Genomic DNA, 16,572 nt, shown 5'->3' on the forward strand with positions numbered 1-16,572 from the left:
CATTTCCAATAACTAAAAAATCGTTACTATTACTATTGGATAATATTCTTTTGCATTTCTACTTAAATGAAGCCGATTAAAGATAAAAAGACAATTTTTTAGACATCATTTAAATGATTAAAAATGCCAGAATAAGATATTCTGAACCATAAATAACCAATTGTTTTATATAATGAACAATTACCTGCTGTATACTCCCCTATTCTCTATATTTCTAACTTTTTTAGATTTATTGTTTTATATAGTGAATCATCACTTCATCAGATTACAGAGGGCCAGATCCCTTCACTCTGCTAAAGCCAAAATTTAATCAATCGTTTGATTAAATCGGATTGCTATGCCAAAAACTGGATTGGGATTATACTTAAAGAGAGAAACTGATTTAAGGAGGTAATATTCCATGAACAGACGTCCGGAGCAGGATGAGTTTCATAGCTATTATTCTACATATGTGGCGATGGTACCCGAGGGAGATATCATTACGATTTTAGAAAAGCAGATAGAAGAAACGATTGATTTGCTGGAGGATTTATCAGACGATCAAGCTCTTTTCAGGTACGGAGAGGATAAGTGGAGCATCAAGGAAGTGCTTGGCCATGTTACGGATACGGAAAGAGTGTTCAGTTATAGGCTGTTAAGCATTGCAAGAGGTGAAACTGCGGCACTGCCCGGCTATGACCAGAATGCCTATGTCGAGATGGCCTCCTTTGATAATCAGCCACTTGTGCTGCTTGTAGAAAACTTCCGTGCGGTCCGTCAATCGACGCTGTATTTGCTGAAGAGCTTGAACGAGGATACATGGCTGCTGCGTGGAAATGCGAACGGATCAGATGTCACTGTGCGGGCATTGGCGTATATGATTGCAGGCCATGAGCTTCATCATCGGCGCATACTGCAGGAACGCTATCTGAAATAGCAAATAAAAATGGTCCTGCTCCCATTTGGCAGGACCATTTATTAAAATAATTGCTTCTTTCTGCTTTTTTGTTCTTTCATCCAATTCTTCAAAGCAAAAAAACCCAGGATTAATGAAATGACAATTCCAGAGAGAGCCGTAAAAAATGAAATATATTCAAACATGGAATAGTCGGGCACTTTGCCCCAGCGTGTTTTCCCCTTCCAATCTTCAATTACTAAGTTCATTCCAAAGATACCGGATATCACGGTATAGATGGTCAGGATCTGCAGGAGATAGCTGCTTCGTTTGCTCGAAATCTTCTCCTGGTTTTGATAGAGGCTGGCAAGCGTCTTTTTCACGTCATTATAGAGTGTGTCAATATTAAAAACATCCTTCACCATATGGAACATTTCCTTGCCTGAGTATGTGCTGTTTACTTCTGCGAACAAGAATTTTGCGGAAAACTCCGTAATCATGACAATCAAAAGTTCTGTATCTGACTGGTCTTTCTCAATGTCAACAGCAGCATGCTCATGCGTCAATTTAAGCAGGACTATTTTATAATAGAAGAAAAGCAATAATCCATAATAGTTCTGGCCATACATTTGCCTCGCTATTTGTGCCTCTTTCTTGTCATCTGCCCGTGTGATCGAGGTGAAGGAGTATTCACTGAATACATAATACGTCTCATCTCCCCAGCGGTCATATACCCTCTTTTTGAAATACCGGTTGATATATTCATCGCTGTTCGCTCCGACAAACGGTTTTCCTGCCTCATCATAGCCGCTTAACTGGCCGGCGCGGAATAAATCCCCTTTGGTAATCTGGCTGTCTTCTTCGAGCGCTATATGGCCGATGACATACATCCTTTCATCAATGAAAAAGGGCAGGCTCCCGAAATAGGAGGAATCTGCTTTCATTTGGTCTATGTAGTCCTTGAGCATGGGTGCGAGTTCGGAATAAATCAGGTCCTTCACTTGATTATGCATTTTTTTATCCTTAAGGCCTACGCTTGTATGCTGCTCATCCTCCACAATGGGCTCCATTACACGAAATGTATTGCCGAAATGAAGCACATCCGAGTATTTTAGATTCTCAGGCAGTGCTATACGTATATTCATCATCCCTATGTGAAATGGGCACAAAAAAATATCCAGGGAATTTATAGTAAAATCGGTATCTAACTGAGGAGACTTAAAAGTTCCTTGCAGATTTAACTTTTTGGAGAAACGGCGGAAACCTTCCCTTTCCGTATCCTCGGCAGGAAATAAGATCGGCTCGACATTCGGCAGGAAGAACTTTTCAAGTTCCCTGTGGAAAACTTTTACGCCGCCATAAAACTCTTCCTGAAGATCGAGATCCTTCAGTTTAAAAAATGTGAATCCTTCCTTTTTTAAACTTTCGGTAATATCATTCTTCGGTTTTTGGGACAATGCGAACGGGAAAACAAATTGAAGCATGGACCTCTTTGTTTTCAATTCATGAAGGTGATTCGTATTTTTTTCCTGAAAATCACTCATGCTTTCACCTCCCTTTAAAATCGCATCTATTATAGTACCCTATTTTGTAAGGAATAAACTGATACATTATGTAACCTTCAGTTTTGGATTATTTATTTTTTATTTCTTCCTCTCCTCGGCTAATTCCTCCATTTAATCTCTATGTCGACTTTTTTCTTTCTGTACTGACAGCATTTTTTTGTGCTGGGATTGTTTTAGAATGGGTAAAAGGAACTGGAAAAATATAGTGAACTTATCTTTACGTTATTATATAATGCAGGGTGGGCCAGGCAATATGGCCACGTGATTGCAAAAGTACATAAAAAAATCCCACAGAAGTATTTTCTGCGGGCCATCGGCCTTCCTGATCGGAAGACCACGAATTCGGGTACTAGAAACTGAGGTTTCCAGCAAGTCAGACTGTTGCGGGAACGGAATCCCTTCGTAAGCACTGACTGGCACTCCATTAATGACGGCTGTTCATACTTTCATCAGATAGAACAGTTCAAAATTATTTAAACATTTCATGATGCATATGATAAACTCCCGTTTTTGCTTTAAATTTTGCATTTTAGGTGATTTACGCCCTTTATCTGAGGTTTAAACAGTAAACCTGTATAAAAATATAACTAAAAGAATATTTTTTGTGCTTTGACGTAGTATTTGGTTGCTTTTCACAAAAAAATCTAACAAAAACATTAAAAAAATATTATATATGCGGTTTATTGAAACAGGCAGCGGGTATAAGTGAATTAGCGAAGTATGTTAGTGCGAAGATATCAGTCTATACTATATCACTCAGCAAAGGAGAGACAGCATTGAAACTGGACCGATTAAAGCTGACACAGTCAGCTGCAAGGAAAGAACCAAAAGCAGGAATCCAAATCAAATCATCCAGCCGCAGCCAGCGCCAGCAGATGATTGATTTTCTGGATAAACGTAAAAAATCAAGCGCAAACTAACCCCCATGGCAAAACCATTGTTGTCGTGGGTTTTTTGTTTACATTGTTTAGTTCGCAAGCTTTGTACGCTCTTCCTGCTGTAGAAAGCATGTTTTGATTCCACACATCTTAAGGAACTGCTTTATTTTTTCCAAGGAAAGAGCTTCGTATTCCTTCACAATGGTGAATTCTTTTATATATGCCACTTTTTCACTGATCCTGCTGACGCTCTCATTTTTCACCAACCTCCCTACAGGTGCCTCACATGTATAAATAATCGCTTCCCCCAGCTTCTTTAGCTTGTCGTGAAAATAAAACGAGAACACAATCGCGCATTCTTCATCATAAAAAGAAGGACGAACCCTCATATTAATATCTATCATATTATTGCACCCCTCTCTGATTTGTTATAATCACTATATCAAAATCACAAAAAGGATATATTTCCTATTTACAACTGATAAATGCATATATACCAGCATATATACCCACTACTCTGCCTAAGCTCCAAAACATATAACTTTAGGAATATTCCTGTAAGAATATTCTCAATTGTTTTTGGGTTGTCATGGGGTCTGCCCCACTTTATTGTATTAAAATACGCCTCCGGTCATGGAGGCGTATTTTTCGGGTACTACCCTGGTGCATAGTGTTTTTGTATAATATTAATAGATTGATGGCAGCTCTTGAGTGGTAACACCCGGTGTAACTGTTGTGCTGTATATTGATGGAAGCTCGTTGGTAGTAGATGAAGATCCTTTTTTCGTGCTGTATATAGAAGGTAATTCCGCAGATGCAGTTGCAGCTCCTGTGCCCGCTGCTAGAAGAAATGCTGCCGTGATTCCTATTAATTTCTTTTTCATTAGGTAATTCCTCCTTTTTTGGCGAAAAATATTGGTTTTATTAGAAAAAACTTCTATAGTTATATATAACCACATAATAAAAAAGTAGTATTTTTTGTTATTTGCCCGTTTTTAATTAAAATAGACCTTTCTATTAACTATTTTCCTTCTTTTTTAGTTAAAAATATAACTTTAGGAATATTTAAGGGGATCTGTTATGGATTTTTCTGCAGTTGGACAAAAAATCAAAGAACTTAGGAAAGAGATGGGTATATCTCAGGGAGAATTAGCAGAGGGAATATGCACTCAGGCTCAAATCAGTAAGATTGAAAAGGGAGATGTGTATCCGTATGCATCCACTTTGTATTTAATTTCTCAGAAATTGGGAGTGGACGTAAACTACTTCTTTGATATTGGAATGACACCTCGACTGGATTATGTGCAGGAAGTGTTCCAGCAGCTCAAGCTGGCAAGGCTCAGCATGAATTATAACGAAATTCGCCAGATTGTTAAGGCCGAAGAAAATAATCCATTATTCACACAGAACTCTAGGAACTACCAAATACTGCTTTGGCATAAGGGTATCTGTGAATATGAAATGAACAAAGATTATAAAGAAGCTATTAAGTATATCGAGCAAGCGATTTCCTCCACACAAACTACCGAAAAAAGATATTCGGAACGTGAAATTGAATGCCTAGTGAGTATTGCTGTTATATATTTTGAAGAGAAAATGTATGATAAAGCACTCGAAATAAATAAAGATGCCCTAAAATACTTAAACAACCTTCCCTATGTATCCGATAACAATCTCAAAAGTCATTTAAATTATAACATAGCCCGCATTTTGACTAGAATGGGAAGATATGATGAATCTATAGAATACTGTAAAAAGGGGATCAAATGGTGCGTCCAGCACAACCTATTGTTTGCCTTACCAGAATTCCATTATCATCTTGGATATAACCATGAATTGAAGAATGAATTTCAGGAAGCCAAAAATTATATGGACAAAGCATACAATATATTTGAAGTTACAAAGGAAACACGCTTTTGTACCTTCATTAGAGAAAAATATGCAAAATGGAGAAACGAAAACAAACTGCCATCCTAAACGTAAGGTTAAGGATGGTTTTTATTTTGCTCTCTCCTGGTTTCTTAAAAAATCAGAGCCCCCCGTTCAAATTCACTATAAAAATGAAGTATAATAATGAGATACGCGGAAATCCATTTCGCTTTGGTGACATACGTACTAACCGGGGCCGAGTCCTCTAGGCTTTCCACGTTTAAGCGGTAGTAGCGCTTATTTGGAAGGTTTCAAGCACTATTGAGGTCGTTTTAAGTTCATCTTTCGTTTCTGTTAATAACGCTTGATCGCTGTTCCACTTATATTGCTACGCTTTTTTGACGATATTGGCTCTTATGGGGTTTAAGTGATTATATTTGCTTGTTTGCGAGAATCGGTTTTGATTTAAATATCCGGAGTAACATCGGGCCTCAAATGGATAGCCATGCAAGTCGTGGCGATTATTGAATTGCTCGGAGGAAATGATATTCCAGTCACTATTAATCAATCCTTTCTAAATAAATTAGGGTTTTGCACGCGCCGTTGGAATACCATAAATGGGTTCTAAACATCTATATTTCTTTAACTCACTAAACGGGGTCCGGCCCCCCGCAATTCTTTAACACAGTAAACGGGCCTGATTCCTTGAATTTTTTAACAAACTAATACGGTCTGACCCTTAAAATACTTTAACACAGTACTCAGGGTGTGACCCCAGCTGGGAGGTTGTGTATGTCGAGTGAGTTGATGTTATTTGCTGAGAAGCTGGCAAGGCTGCTTGATCCGAAGAATGAAGTGGATTCAGCTGTTGTCCAAAAAGGGCTTAACCTCCACCGTCAGGATTTGGTTTATGGCAAAACTGAATCGCCTGACGAAATGAAGGCTACCATCCAGGATGTTATTCCTGTCCAGGTGTCATTGAATTTGCTTGATCCGGCAAGCAGTACCTGTGAATGTGACCCGGAAGGCTTTTGTCGCCATAAGCTTGCCCTGTTCTTTTCGTCCTACTCAGAGGTTGCAAGCATAAGTGACTGGCTGCGCAGCTGGCGTTCGAATTCTCCCATCCCTAAGAAGCCGGCAATTGGCGACCTTCCTATCCAGCGGGCAAGTGACCTTCTGAAGGCAAGACAGGCCATACAGCCTGAGAAGAGCTATGACGGCTGGAAGAAGTTCGTACAGAACAACTTTGAAGATCATCTTGAGCCGCATTTGAACCTTCCCGGTTATGTAGTCGAGGATAAAATTAATACATTTATGAAGAAGCTTAAAGCCCAGGAGCCATTCGAACGGGAGTGGAAAACCCTATATTCTTTCGTTGTCAATTTTGCTGTTTTACGCCTTCTTGTCGATATCCTGCAGAAGGATTCCTACCAGCAATCGGTGCTGCGCGCTCTGTATGCGTTCGCTGATGACATGATGGAAGAACTGCATCATTTACTGCAGCATCTTGGGCGCCAGGCCCGCCCTTTTGCCTTTGATCCTTTCTTTGTAGGCATCCGTAATGATGTACCAGCTCTCCTTTCGGGGAAGGATGGTCTTGATTATGAGAAGACCGAGGTATATCGGGCTATCTGGAGTCTTCTTCTGACGAAGTCCAATTGGCGGCAGGAGGAACGGTCCTTTATCAAAGAGCGCCTTGAATCCGGCGAGCTGAATGGTGCAGAGATTACGGCCCATAAAGTCGCAGCCATTCATCTAGCACTTCTGACCAGCCACCAGGACGAAGCAGAAAAAATTCTTCAGGGCCTGGACAGCGATGCCTGTCCGTATATGTTTTATTGGCTTAATTATTTGGCGGAAAATGACTCGGATTACCGTAGTGCCGCCTTTATCGAATTTCTCAATTCACATATTCGGGAATACATTAAAGGACTGCGTGATTACTATAGAGCCACCGATTTTGTACGGACTTTCACCTCCCAGGTGAGTTCTTATTGCTACAGAGCCAAGCGGCTTGATTTGCTGGAAAGATTTTATCGGGAGTCCCTTCCCTATAGCTACTGGAATTACGCAAATTTCCTATTTGAACAGGGTTCTTACAAAAAATGGGTGGAAATGCATATTTACTCGGAAATCAGCATTGATGTGATTAGCACAGAAAACATCAAAAAGGTTGTGGCCGAGGATCCATCCCTGGTCCTGCCATTGTATTACCATGCCGTCCAGGACAATGTCAGCATGAAAAACCGCTCAGCCTATAAGCAGGCTGTCCGCTATCTCAAAAAAATGCGGACCATCTATAAGAAATTAAAAAAAGAAGACTTCTTCCACGATTATGTGGCACATCTTTCGGAATCGACAAAGCGATTGCGCGCTTTTCAAGAAGAGCTGAAAAGAGGTAAGCTGATCGATGCTTAACATAGGAAAATTAAAAGTACAAGTTGACTTATTGGATAATCGCAAATACGCCATTTCCGTTACCGATGAGCAAGGTCAACCTATAAAACCACAGACGGTACGCAAGCTGCTTTTCACATGGGACGAAGCAAGCTATTACGGAACGAGGCTTGAACACGAAGACCGGGACGGGACTGCTATATTTATACTGGATGCCTGGGGACTGCTTCACCTATTTGCAAAGGAAGGGTTCAATTCCTTTATTGATTGGGAATGGTCAGAGCTTTCTTCCCTTCTCCTGTCTGCAGCTCCTATCCTTTATGAAACGATTGGCGAGGGAATCCCCATTCCTGACTTTGGGAGCCTTCAGCAGGGAGCTGTAGCCTGGCATTTGCCTGAAGAAGTGGTTGATGAATTCAATTCCGCCTTCTGGGAGGACACCATATATCCTGACGGTAATAAGCCGATGACCGTACAAAACTTTATCAGCAGCCTTTATAACGAAGCTGCTTCCAGGTATCTGGAAGTGTATTCACCGGTGCGGGACAAGTGGAAGCAAGCCGTTTCCGCCCTCCAGGATACAAGAATGTCACCGGATGAGCTTCAGGCGTTCTTTGACCGCGACAGCTGGCTGGAATGGCTCGGTGTGGAGGATGACCCTAAACCGTTTAAAACGGGGCTTCGATTATCCGAACCTCTCGACGGAGAAGGGCCCTGGAAGCTTGAAATCGTCCTTCGCTCCAAAAAGGATGAGACTGAAACCGTTGTATATCCTGCAAAGCGATTGCCGCGCAAATATACACAAGAGGTTGAGCAATCCGTCTCGCGCTGGTTAAAAGCCGTACCATGGCTTGAGGAGGATTCTACTTTTAAAAAGGAATTATCCGAATTTGAAGCCTGGGATTTTTTGACGGAAGCAAGTGAGAAATTGATATTCCTCGGTGCTGAAATCCTGCTCCCTTCCTGGTGGATGGCATTGAAGGAATCGTCCCTTAAGGTTAAGGCAAAGGTAAAAGGCCAGATGTCCAGAGGCCCTTCCTATGTTGGCCTTAACGCGCTGATGGATTTCGATTGGAGGTTCTCTGTCAACGGCGAGGAATTATCTGAGGATGAATTCCAAAAGCTTGTGGAGGAAAAAAGGCGCCTTGTCTATATACGGGGCCAATGGGTCAAGCTGGATGAATCCTTCATTAAGCAGATTCAGGAGCTGATGGAAACCGCTAATCAGAAAGGACTTCATTTAAATGACCTCCTCCAGCAGGAATTTATAAGCGATGCCGTGGATGAGGATGAAGATTCTGAAGAGGGAGACATGCTAAAGATTCAGTTCGAATTGAATCAGGATCTGAAAAAGCTGGTCAGCCGCCTTAGGGAAACAAAGAATATCCCTGTATTGCCCACTCCTGAGGATCTCCAAGGAGAGCTGCGGCCTTATCAGATGCAAGGAATGAGCTGGCTTTTATTTTTACGTGAGAATGGGTTTGGTGCATGTCTTGCGGATGATATGGGTCTGGGGAAAACAGTCCAAATGATTGCGTATTTGTTATATGTAAAGGCCCATGAAGAGGTGCATGCCAACGAGTTTATGTTCGATTACCATGAGCCGGTCCAGCATTCCCACACAGTGATTGTGGAACAGGATGAAGATGCCCAATCAGAGCATATCGATGAGGCTGAGTTTGAACAAGACTTGCGATCCGGAGACGAAACTCCGGTCACACCAGTAAAGGCTTCTCTGATTGTGTGTCCAACATCCGTACTGGGCAACTGGCAGCGGGAATTGGAACGCTTCTCACCCGAATTGAAGGTCCATCTGCATTATGGTTCCAACAGGGCCAAGGATGATCGTTTTGTACCAAGAATCGCTGATTGTGATGTTGTGCTCACTTCATATGGCCTTACTCACCAGGACTTTGATGAACTGACATCCGTACAGTGGAACAGTATTATTTTGGACGAAGCCCAGAACATAAAAAATGCTGGAACCAAGCAGTCCCGTGCTGTTAGAAAGCTGAAGGGCCGCCATCATGTCGCTCTGACCGGCACTCCTATGGAAAACAGGCTGACGGAGCTTTGGGCGCTATTTGATTTTATCAACAAGGGCTATCTTGGAACTCTCGGACAGTTCCAGCAGAGATATGTCTCTTCCATTGAACGCGATGATGAAAAGGAAAAAATTAAAGAGCTGCAAAGCTTGATTCAGCCATTCCTTTTGAGAAGGACGAAAAAAGACAAGGATGTGGCGCTGAATCTTCCGGATAAGCAGGAACAGAAGGAATTCGTTCCGCTTACGACAGAGCAGGCTTCCTTATATGAGCAGCTGATCAAGGACACGTTTGCCAATATTGAAGGACTGTCAGCATTCGAGCGGAAAGGCTTGATCCTTCAAATGCTGGGAAGATTGAAGCAGCTTTGCAATCACCCTGCCCTTTATTTGAAGGAAGAAACGTCTGACCTGGATCAGGCGTCTAAGAGGTCCGGAAAGCTTGAAAAATTGGCAGAGCTAGTGGATGCGGTCCAGGAACAGAGCGAAAGCTGCCTGATATTCACCCAGTATATCGGCATGGGGAATATGATCAAAGAATTGCTGGAGAAGCGCTACGGAATGGAAGTTCCATTCCTGAATGGAAGCAACAACAAGCAGCAGCGTGATGACATGATTGCGAGATTCCAGGACGGCGAGTTCCCAATCTTCATCCTTTCGCTTAAGGCAGGCGGTACCGGCCTGAATCTGACGGCCGCCAATCATGTCATCCACTTTGACCGCTGGTGGAATCCGGCAGTCGAAAATCAGGCGACCGACCGCGCTTACCGGATCGGGCAAAAGCGATTTGTTCACGTCCACAAACTGATCTGCACAGGTACTCTTGAAGAAAAAATTGATGCAATGATAGAAAAAAAGCAGGCGCTTAACGATGAAATCATCAGCAGCGATAATTGGATCACCGAATTATCCACAGAAGAAATCAGAGATTTAGTGGCACTGCACTAAGTTAAGCAGGTTGGCTTAGAAGATCACCAAAAGGTTGGCTAGACAGCCTTCTGGTGATTTTTTTTATGGATATCACATTTAATCAAACGATTGATTAAATTACTTTTTGAAGTGGGGACTGGATTGATCGAGTTTAATCAAACGATTGATTAATAATTAGCATCATATTCTCCAGTTCCTTGGCAGGCTTTTATTGAATCTACGAAAATTATTATCCATACGATGAATCACCCGCTAGCGCACCACTCAACACCGAAGCTTTCAGGCGGTCTTTTTTATTGCGTTTTGCTCCTTTCCCCTTAGGAATGTACGTAAGAAAAACAATTTTGTTCTCAGCTTTTATCCCGATTCTTTGGACGATATCATATAAGCTTTCTTGCCTGGAAGTTTGATAGATTGTCCCAGCTTCATTTATAGCTTCTTCTGTATGCTGCTTTTTGTTAATCGTAATCTTTTTTTGATGGGCGGTAATTTGAAGGCGGGAGTAGTCTGGGTGGCCAACTGAGTGGAATGTAACACAGATGTCTTGTTGAAGCTTGTACAACTCATATTTGATTTGTTTGGAATTTGACCATTGTTGCAATGCATCGAAGAAAGTAAAGGTACCTAGCTGCGTAATCCCATTCGCATGGACAGTCCGTATAATTACTGCCGGCTTCTTGTCCTCATTATTCTCAGCTACCTTTTTCAAGAAATAGTTCTCCATGTGTTTCCCTTTTCCATTTCGTATTTTAACCTCTTAACTTTCACATGCCCTTAGTAAAATCCTGCGTATTTTTTACTGGTGATTTGAACGATTTATGAAGTGCAAATGATGCATTTCCCCTATGGGTATAGTGTAAAATTGCTGTTATAGGCCTAGCTCGGTCTTCTCTTAGACGAAGAAGTGTAAGTTTGTTCTAATGGAGAACAATTGTTTTTGTTCTAATACGTGTCATAAACCCATTTTTCTCCCTTTGAGTTGTACGTTAAGGTAAATGACGAAAACGGAGAATGAACAATGAGCTTAGCAGACAAGCTACGGGAAATGCGTGACGGAAAGGGTTGGTCGCAGCAATATGTTGGCAATAAGCTGAATATCAGCCGCTCGGCCATTTCCAAACTTGAAACCGGAAAACAAACTCCCTCAATTGAAATTTTAAAACAATACGCAAAGCTTTTTCATATTGATCCCCAAGATTTAATATCCGAGCTGACCGGAGGAACTATCAGCAAGGAAGAAAGGCCTGCTTATCGATACAAAAAATCAGATGAAGAACGTGCTTTGGAAGAGCTATATAAACGAAATCCTAAACTGAAAAGGACCCTTTTGGAGCTAGAAAAATATCCCGCCAAAGAACAGCAGCGCACCGCGGAATTTCTGGAGACGTTTGTGAAGGGATTGCGGAAGAGCTAAAGTGAGACTAATAAACTTCTATATTCAGTCTCAACTGACTGTCCATAGGAGTTCTTTTATGGGAAAGCGTCAATAAACCATTATTATCTAATAGTCTTCAAAACGTTGAAGGAGCAGTACAAGGGTATTCATATGCCTGGCAAGCTCAGTAGAATAATATATCAAGAACCTCCCGGATTACAGGAGGTTCATTTTTATCTATCAGTAAAATTACTGTTTCGCCTCAACATTCTCTAAAAACTTTCCCACTACCTCAACATATTCCTGTTGCTGTTCAACATAACCGCAATGTGAGCTTTCTTCGAAGACATGAAACATAGAGCCCGGCACCAGACTGCTGAAAAATTCAGCGGATGCAGGTGTCGCCTCATCAAACCGGCCGCACAGAAATAAGGATGGCTCGCTGATCTCATGCAGCCTGTCCGTACAGTCGAAGTCTTTTAAATTTCCTGTAACGCAAAATTCAGACGGACCCCACATCAAATTATATATTTCTTTATTGCCAAGCTTGGAGGCTTGCTCCATGGATTCCGGCCGAGGATCTAGCCGGCAGAGGTGCTTCCGGTAATACTGCTTTGTCGCTTCCTCATATTCCTCTGAATCCGTGGTTCCCTCCGACTCACAGCGCTGGATGATTTCCTGAATATCTTCCGGCATGTCCTTTAACAGTTCAGTTTGATCATCTGCCCATCGAGGCGCACTCAGGCACGGACTTGAAAAAATCGCACTCTTAATCCCGGTTGGTTTAGCAAGCAAATATGCTGCTAGCAGCGTTGTCCCCCAGGAATGTCCCAAAATATGTACCTGATCCAGTCCCAATTCTTTTCTAACCTGGCCTAACTCCTCCACAAAGCGCTCCAGCTTCCATAAGGACGGATCGGTCGGCCTCTCAGAATAGCCAGATCCCAGCTGATCGTAATAAATTACGGGCCGGCCTGCAGCCAGTTCATCCAGAGTTCTTAACGCCAGATGATTATTTCCGGGACCTCCATGCAAAATCAATAGCGGTGTGGCTGTTTCGTTCCCCGCTGTTACTTTCCTATACCAGACTTTGCCGCCGGTTACCGTTACTAACCCTTCTTCAACTGACATGTTCTATTTCTCCCCTTGCCTTATCTATTATCAACTTTATCTTAACATTTTCGTTGATTTGACGTTCGTGCATTTTTTGCTTTTTATGGTTCGAGCATAAATTTTCTAATTCAAGCATAAACTCTGGAGTTCAAGCATAAACTGCCACACTTCGAGCATAACACTCTGAATATCGCGCATAATATATGTTATTTCGCTCTTAAGCTTTTCTTTTTACTGTTTTGCATCGCAATCGGGTTTATTTAAGGATTGAACCAAAAGGAAAGGAAAGATTAACAATTTGATAGAGAAGGACCTAATTTTTTACGTGGCGGAGGTAGTTTTTTACTATTCGAGCATAAAACTTGTGGTTCGATCATAAATCCCGGATTTCGAGCATAAACTGGCGCTTAGCGAGCATAACAGCTCTAGTTCGAGCATAAAAGCACATAAGCTTTTCTGTTTACTCTTTTGTACGTATTTTAATCATGTTTATTTTAAGATTGAAACAAAAACAAAAGAAAGATTAACAATTTGATAGAGAAGCACCTGATTTTTTACGTGGCGGAGGCAGTTTTTTACTATTCGAGCATAAAACTTGTGGTTCGATCATAAATCCCGGATTTCGAGCATAAACTGCTACATAGCGAACATAACTGGACTTCAGTCAAGAAAGTGGACAATAGGCTTTGATTTTATTTTGTTCTAAATCTCTAGCGCATTTCGTTTGCTGAAGGTTTCTGAAAGTGATCAGTCAAAAACCTGACTGTTCACTTCATACCCAAATGGTGAAATTATTAGTTATAAACTAGCTTGCGAAACCCATATTTCTCTCGAATTGATTAGGTGAACAGAAGCCTAAAGTCGAGTGTTTCCTTCTTTGGTTATAAAAACTGCTGATGTAGTAATTGATTGCTTTTGTTGCTTCTGCCCGAGACTTAAAACGTCTTCTATAAATTAACTCTTTTTTAATTGTCGCATGAAACGATTCTATGCAGGCATTGTCGTATGGATTGCCTTTTCTGCTCATGCTGATTTTAACGTTAAGTTCCTGCAGCCTCTCCACATACTGGTTAGAACAATACTGGGATCCTCGGTCAGAATGGTGGATTAATTCCTTTGTAGGCTGCCGCGTCAGGAGCGCCATGTTTAAAGCCTGCAGCGGCAGTTCCTTTTTCATATGGGAATCCATGCTCCATCCCACTATTTTTCGGGAAAACAAATCCATCACGGTCGACAAATAAACCCATCCTTCCAGGGTCCAAATGTATGTAATATCTGCTACCCATATCCGATCCCGCGCTTGCGCACGAAATTCTTGATTTAAAAGATTAGGATAAAGGCGCAAATCATGATTGGAATCCGTGGTCACGACAAATCTTTCTTCCGGGATAGCACGCAAACCTAAATCCTTCATGATTCGTGCGACCGTTTTTTTTGAAATCGTATATCCCCATTCGATTAAATCATGATGGACCCTGGGACTTCCATAAGTTCCTTCACTTTCATAGTAAGATTTTTTTATTTTCTGCTGGATTTCTTTCTTGTAAGCCTCTCTTTCGAGGTCGACCCTATCTTTGTTATCTATCCACTTGTAATATCCACTCTTCGATACTTTTAAGACTTTACACATCATCACCACAGTATGTTCATCCCGATGAGCATAGATGAAACTGTAAATTATGCTTGGTTTTTTGTGAAGATGTGCATAGCCTTTTTTAGAATTTCATTTTCCTCTCTTAACTGCTGAATCTCTTTTTCATGCTGTTTTTGTAGTTTTTTAAGTTCTGCAGGTGTTATATATGTCTCTTTTTCTGTCCCGTTTCTTAATTTCTTCTTATATTCACTAACCCACCTGCGAAGAGTGGGATACGGCACTTCCAGCTCGTATGCTACTTCCCGGGCTACCCGGCCCTCCTCAACCACTAATTTAGCTACATATTCTTTAAATTCCGGATCACGATGTTTCCCCACTCTGAACACGTCCTTTTAATAATTATGTTTATTATAAGTTATCTTTTTTACGTGTCCACTTTTTAGACTAACTTGATAACAGCTCCAGTTTCGAGCATAAAACCTCGGATTTCGCGCATAAGCTTTTCTTTTTACTGTTTTGAATGTATTTCACTCGGGTTTATTTAAGGATTGAAACAAAAACAAAGGAAAGATTGATAAATTAGTATAGAAGCAACAGACTTTTTACATTGTGAAGGAAGTTTTGTACATTTCGAGCATAAAACATGTGGTTCGAACATAAATCCCAATTTCACGCATAAACTGGCGCTTAGCGAGCATAACAGCACCCGTTTCGAGCATAACCCCCTAGATTTCGCACATAAGCTTATCTTTCTATTATTTAGAATGCATTTAAAATCTGATTTTTCAAATATAGGAGCAACAATAAGAGGAGAAACTGCTTTTTAGATTGTAGAGGGCTTTTTTATAGTCACATTATTAATTTTGATACAATTTTAGATTTTGGTTAGAAGGGATTAACAGATTAATGAAGAATAAAATATAAAAACATAGAGAGGAGCATATTATTGATAGCCAAGCAGCGTGAAATACCAATTATATTAGCAAAGTTGCAAGCCTTATTGCGCCGTCTGCCGAGTCAGCATCCAAAGAGGCAGCTTATCGAAAAGGATATGGCAAAACACAAAGCAGGGTTCAAAGGTGAGCAGTCCGTAGATTACCATTTGAAGAATATATCAGAGAAAGATTACTATATTCTCCACAATTTACGCCTCACTGTTGAAGAGGAAATATTTCAAATTGATGCACTGTTTGTTTCCCAAGCCTTCGCATTAACCATTGAAATTAAGAACATTTCCGGCACCCTTCTATTTGACCCCACCTACAAACAATTAATCCGAATTTATGACGAAAAAGAGACAGGATTCCCTGATCCAGTGTCACAGGTAAAACGCCAGCGAAGGCGACTGTTATCGTGGCTGAAGTCTATGAAATTCCCGCCAATGCCGATTGAATATTTGGTAGTGATCAGCAACCCTTCAACCGTTATAAAAATTAGTAATCGCCACTCTGGTGACTATAAAAGGATTTGCCATGCCTCAGAGGTTGAGGAAAAGCTTAAGCTTTTCGAGGAAATTCATACTACAACGACCCTGGAAGTTAAGGAAATGAAAAAATTATCACGACACCTGATTAGGCATTATACTCCTCAGGATGTCGACATTCTCGCAAACTATCAAATTAAACCGGCTGAATTACAAACGGGAGTTTTTTGCCCTGATTGCGGATTTTTACCGCTGAAACGACAGCATGGTTGCTGGCATTGCCCTGCGTGTAATACTAAAAGCCTTAACCCGCATGCAGCGGCTCTTGATGATTATTTCCTCCTCATAAGTCCCACTGTAACAAACACCGCTTTCAGAAACTTCCTTCAAGTCCCCTCAAGGCATGTCGCTTGCCGGTTGCTTCACTCACTAAATCTCCCTTTCAACGGCCACAACAAAAATCGCGTATACTTTCCACTCAATAACTAGCACTCACAAGAAAAAAAGCAT

14 protein-coding genes are annotated in these 16,572 nt (G+C 41.3%); 7 read left to right on the top strand and 7 right to left on the bottom strand.

Annotated features, from left to right (window positions below; genetic code table 11):
* The first annotated feature begins 400 nt into the window (after positions 1-400).
* Positions 401-916, top strand: a complete 516-nt coding sequence (locus V1500_RS23460; RefSeq protein WP_409303113.1) for a DinB family protein — start codon at positions 401-403, stop codon at positions 914-916.
* 41 nt (positions 917-957) lie between these two features.
* Here V1500_RS23460 and V1500_RS23465 read toward each other — a convergent pair whose 3' ends face one another.
* Positions 958-2,418, bottom strand: coding sequence for a hypothetical protein (locus V1500_RS23465; RefSeq protein ID WP_409303115.1), 1,461 nt, complete (start codon positions 2,416-2,418; stop codon positions 958-960).
* Between the two features lie 797 nt (positions 2,419-3,215).
* On the opposite strand from V1500_RS23465, the gene V1500_RS23470 reads away from it, so the two are divergent.
* Positions 3,216-3,359: a hypothetical protein gene (locus V1500_RS23470; protein WP_409303117.1), complete on the top strand. Its 144-nt coding sequence runs from the start codon at positions 3,216-3,218 to the stop codon at positions 3,357-3,359.
* Between the two features lie 47 nt (positions 3,360-3,406).
* Here V1500_RS23470 and V1500_RS23475 read toward each other — a convergent pair whose 3' ends face one another.
* Both V1500_RS23475 and V1500_RS23480 read right to left on the bottom strand, forming a co-directional pair.
* Complete coding sequence (locus tag V1500_RS23475; protein ID WP_409303119.1) at positions 3,407-3,721, bottom strand: hypothetical protein; 315 nt, start codon at positions 3,719-3,721, stop codon at positions 3,407-3,409.
* Positions 3,722-4,003: 282 nt separating this feature from the next.
* Complete coding sequence (locus V1500_RS23480) at positions 4,004-4,201, bottom strand: hypothetical protein (protein WP_409303120.1); 198 nt, start codon at positions 4,199-4,201, stop codon at positions 4,004-4,006.
* 196 nt (positions 4,202-4,397) lie between these two features.
* Between V1500_RS23480 and V1500_RS23485 the strand changes: the two genes are divergently transcribed.
* From V1500_RS23485 to V1500_RS23495, 3 genes are all read left to right on the top strand, one after another.
* A complete protein-coding gene (locus tag V1500_RS23485) occupies positions 4,398-5,294 on the top strand; it encodes a tetratricopeptide repeat protein (protein WP_409303122.1) in 897 nt (298 codons plus the stop codon).
* Between the two features lie 684 nt (positions 5,295-5,978).
* Positions 5,979-7,604, top strand: coding sequence for a hypothetical protein (locus V1500_RS23490; RefSeq protein ID WP_409303124.1), 1,626 nt, complete (start codon positions 5,979-5,981; stop codon positions 7,602-7,604).
* A complete protein-coding gene (locus V1500_RS23495) occupies positions 7,597-10,575 on the top strand; it encodes a DEAD/DEAH box helicase (protein WP_409303126.1) in 2,979 nt (992 codons plus the stop codon). Before V1500_RS23490 ends, V1500_RS23495 begins: the two co-directional genes overlap by 8 nt.
* Before the next feature lie 211 nt (positions 10,576-10,786).
* On the opposite strand, the gene V1500_RS23500 is transcribed toward V1500_RS23495, so the two are convergent.
* Complete coding sequence (locus V1500_RS23500; protein WP_409303128.1) at positions 10,787-11,266, bottom strand: hypothetical protein; 480 nt, start codon at positions 11,264-11,266, stop codon at positions 10,787-10,789.
* 309 nt (positions 11,267-11,575) lie between these two features.
* Here V1500_RS23500 and V1500_RS23505 point away from each other — a divergent pair, with 309 nt between their 5' ends.
* Complete coding sequence (locus tag V1500_RS23505; RefSeq protein WP_409303130.1) at positions 11,576-11,971, top strand: helix-turn-helix domain-containing protein; 396 nt, start codon at positions 11,576-11,578, stop codon at positions 11,969-11,971.
* 210 nt (positions 11,972-12,181) lie between these two features.
* Here the strand turns inward: V1500_RS23505 and V1500_RS23510 are convergent, their stop codons facing one another.
* The 3 genes from V1500_RS23510 to V1500_RS23520 form a co-directional block, all read right to left on the bottom strand.
* Positions 12,182-13,063 (bottom strand): proline iminopeptidase-family hydrolase, encoded by an 882-nt coding sequence (locus V1500_RS23510; protein WP_409303132.1) that lies wholly within the window; start codon positions 13,061-13,063, stop codon positions 12,182-12,184.
* A 787-nt stretch (positions 13,064-13,850) separates the two neighbouring features.
* Positions 13,851-14,726 carry an IS3 family transposase gene (locus V1500_RS23515; RefSeq protein ID WP_409305893.1) on the bottom strand — a complete coding sequence of 292 codons (876 nt, stop codon included), beginning with the start codon at positions 14,724-14,726 and terminating at the stop codon, positions 13,851-13,853.
* Complete coding sequence (locus tag V1500_RS23520; protein WP_409300131.1) at positions 14,723-15,016, bottom strand: transposase; 294 nt, start codon at positions 15,014-15,016, stop codon at positions 14,723-14,725. The genes V1500_RS23515 and V1500_RS23520 overlap by 4 nt, the downstream gene beginning before the upstream one ends.
* A gap of 569 nt (positions 15,017-15,585) precedes the next feature.
* Here V1500_RS23520 and V1500_RS23525 point away from each other — a divergent pair.
* Positions 15,586-16,551, top strand: a complete 966-nt coding sequence (locus V1500_RS23525) for an NERD domain-containing protein (RefSeq protein ID WP_409303133.1) — start codon at positions 15,586-15,588, stop codon at positions 16,549-16,551.
* Positions 16,552-16,572: the final 21 nt, after the last annotated feature.

Origin of the sequence: Peribacillus sedimenti (assembly GCF_046237635.1) — a bacterium.
Taxonomy (GTDB): domain Bacteria; phylum Bacillota; class Bacilli; order Bacillales; family DSM-1321; genus Peribacillus; species Peribacillus sedimenti.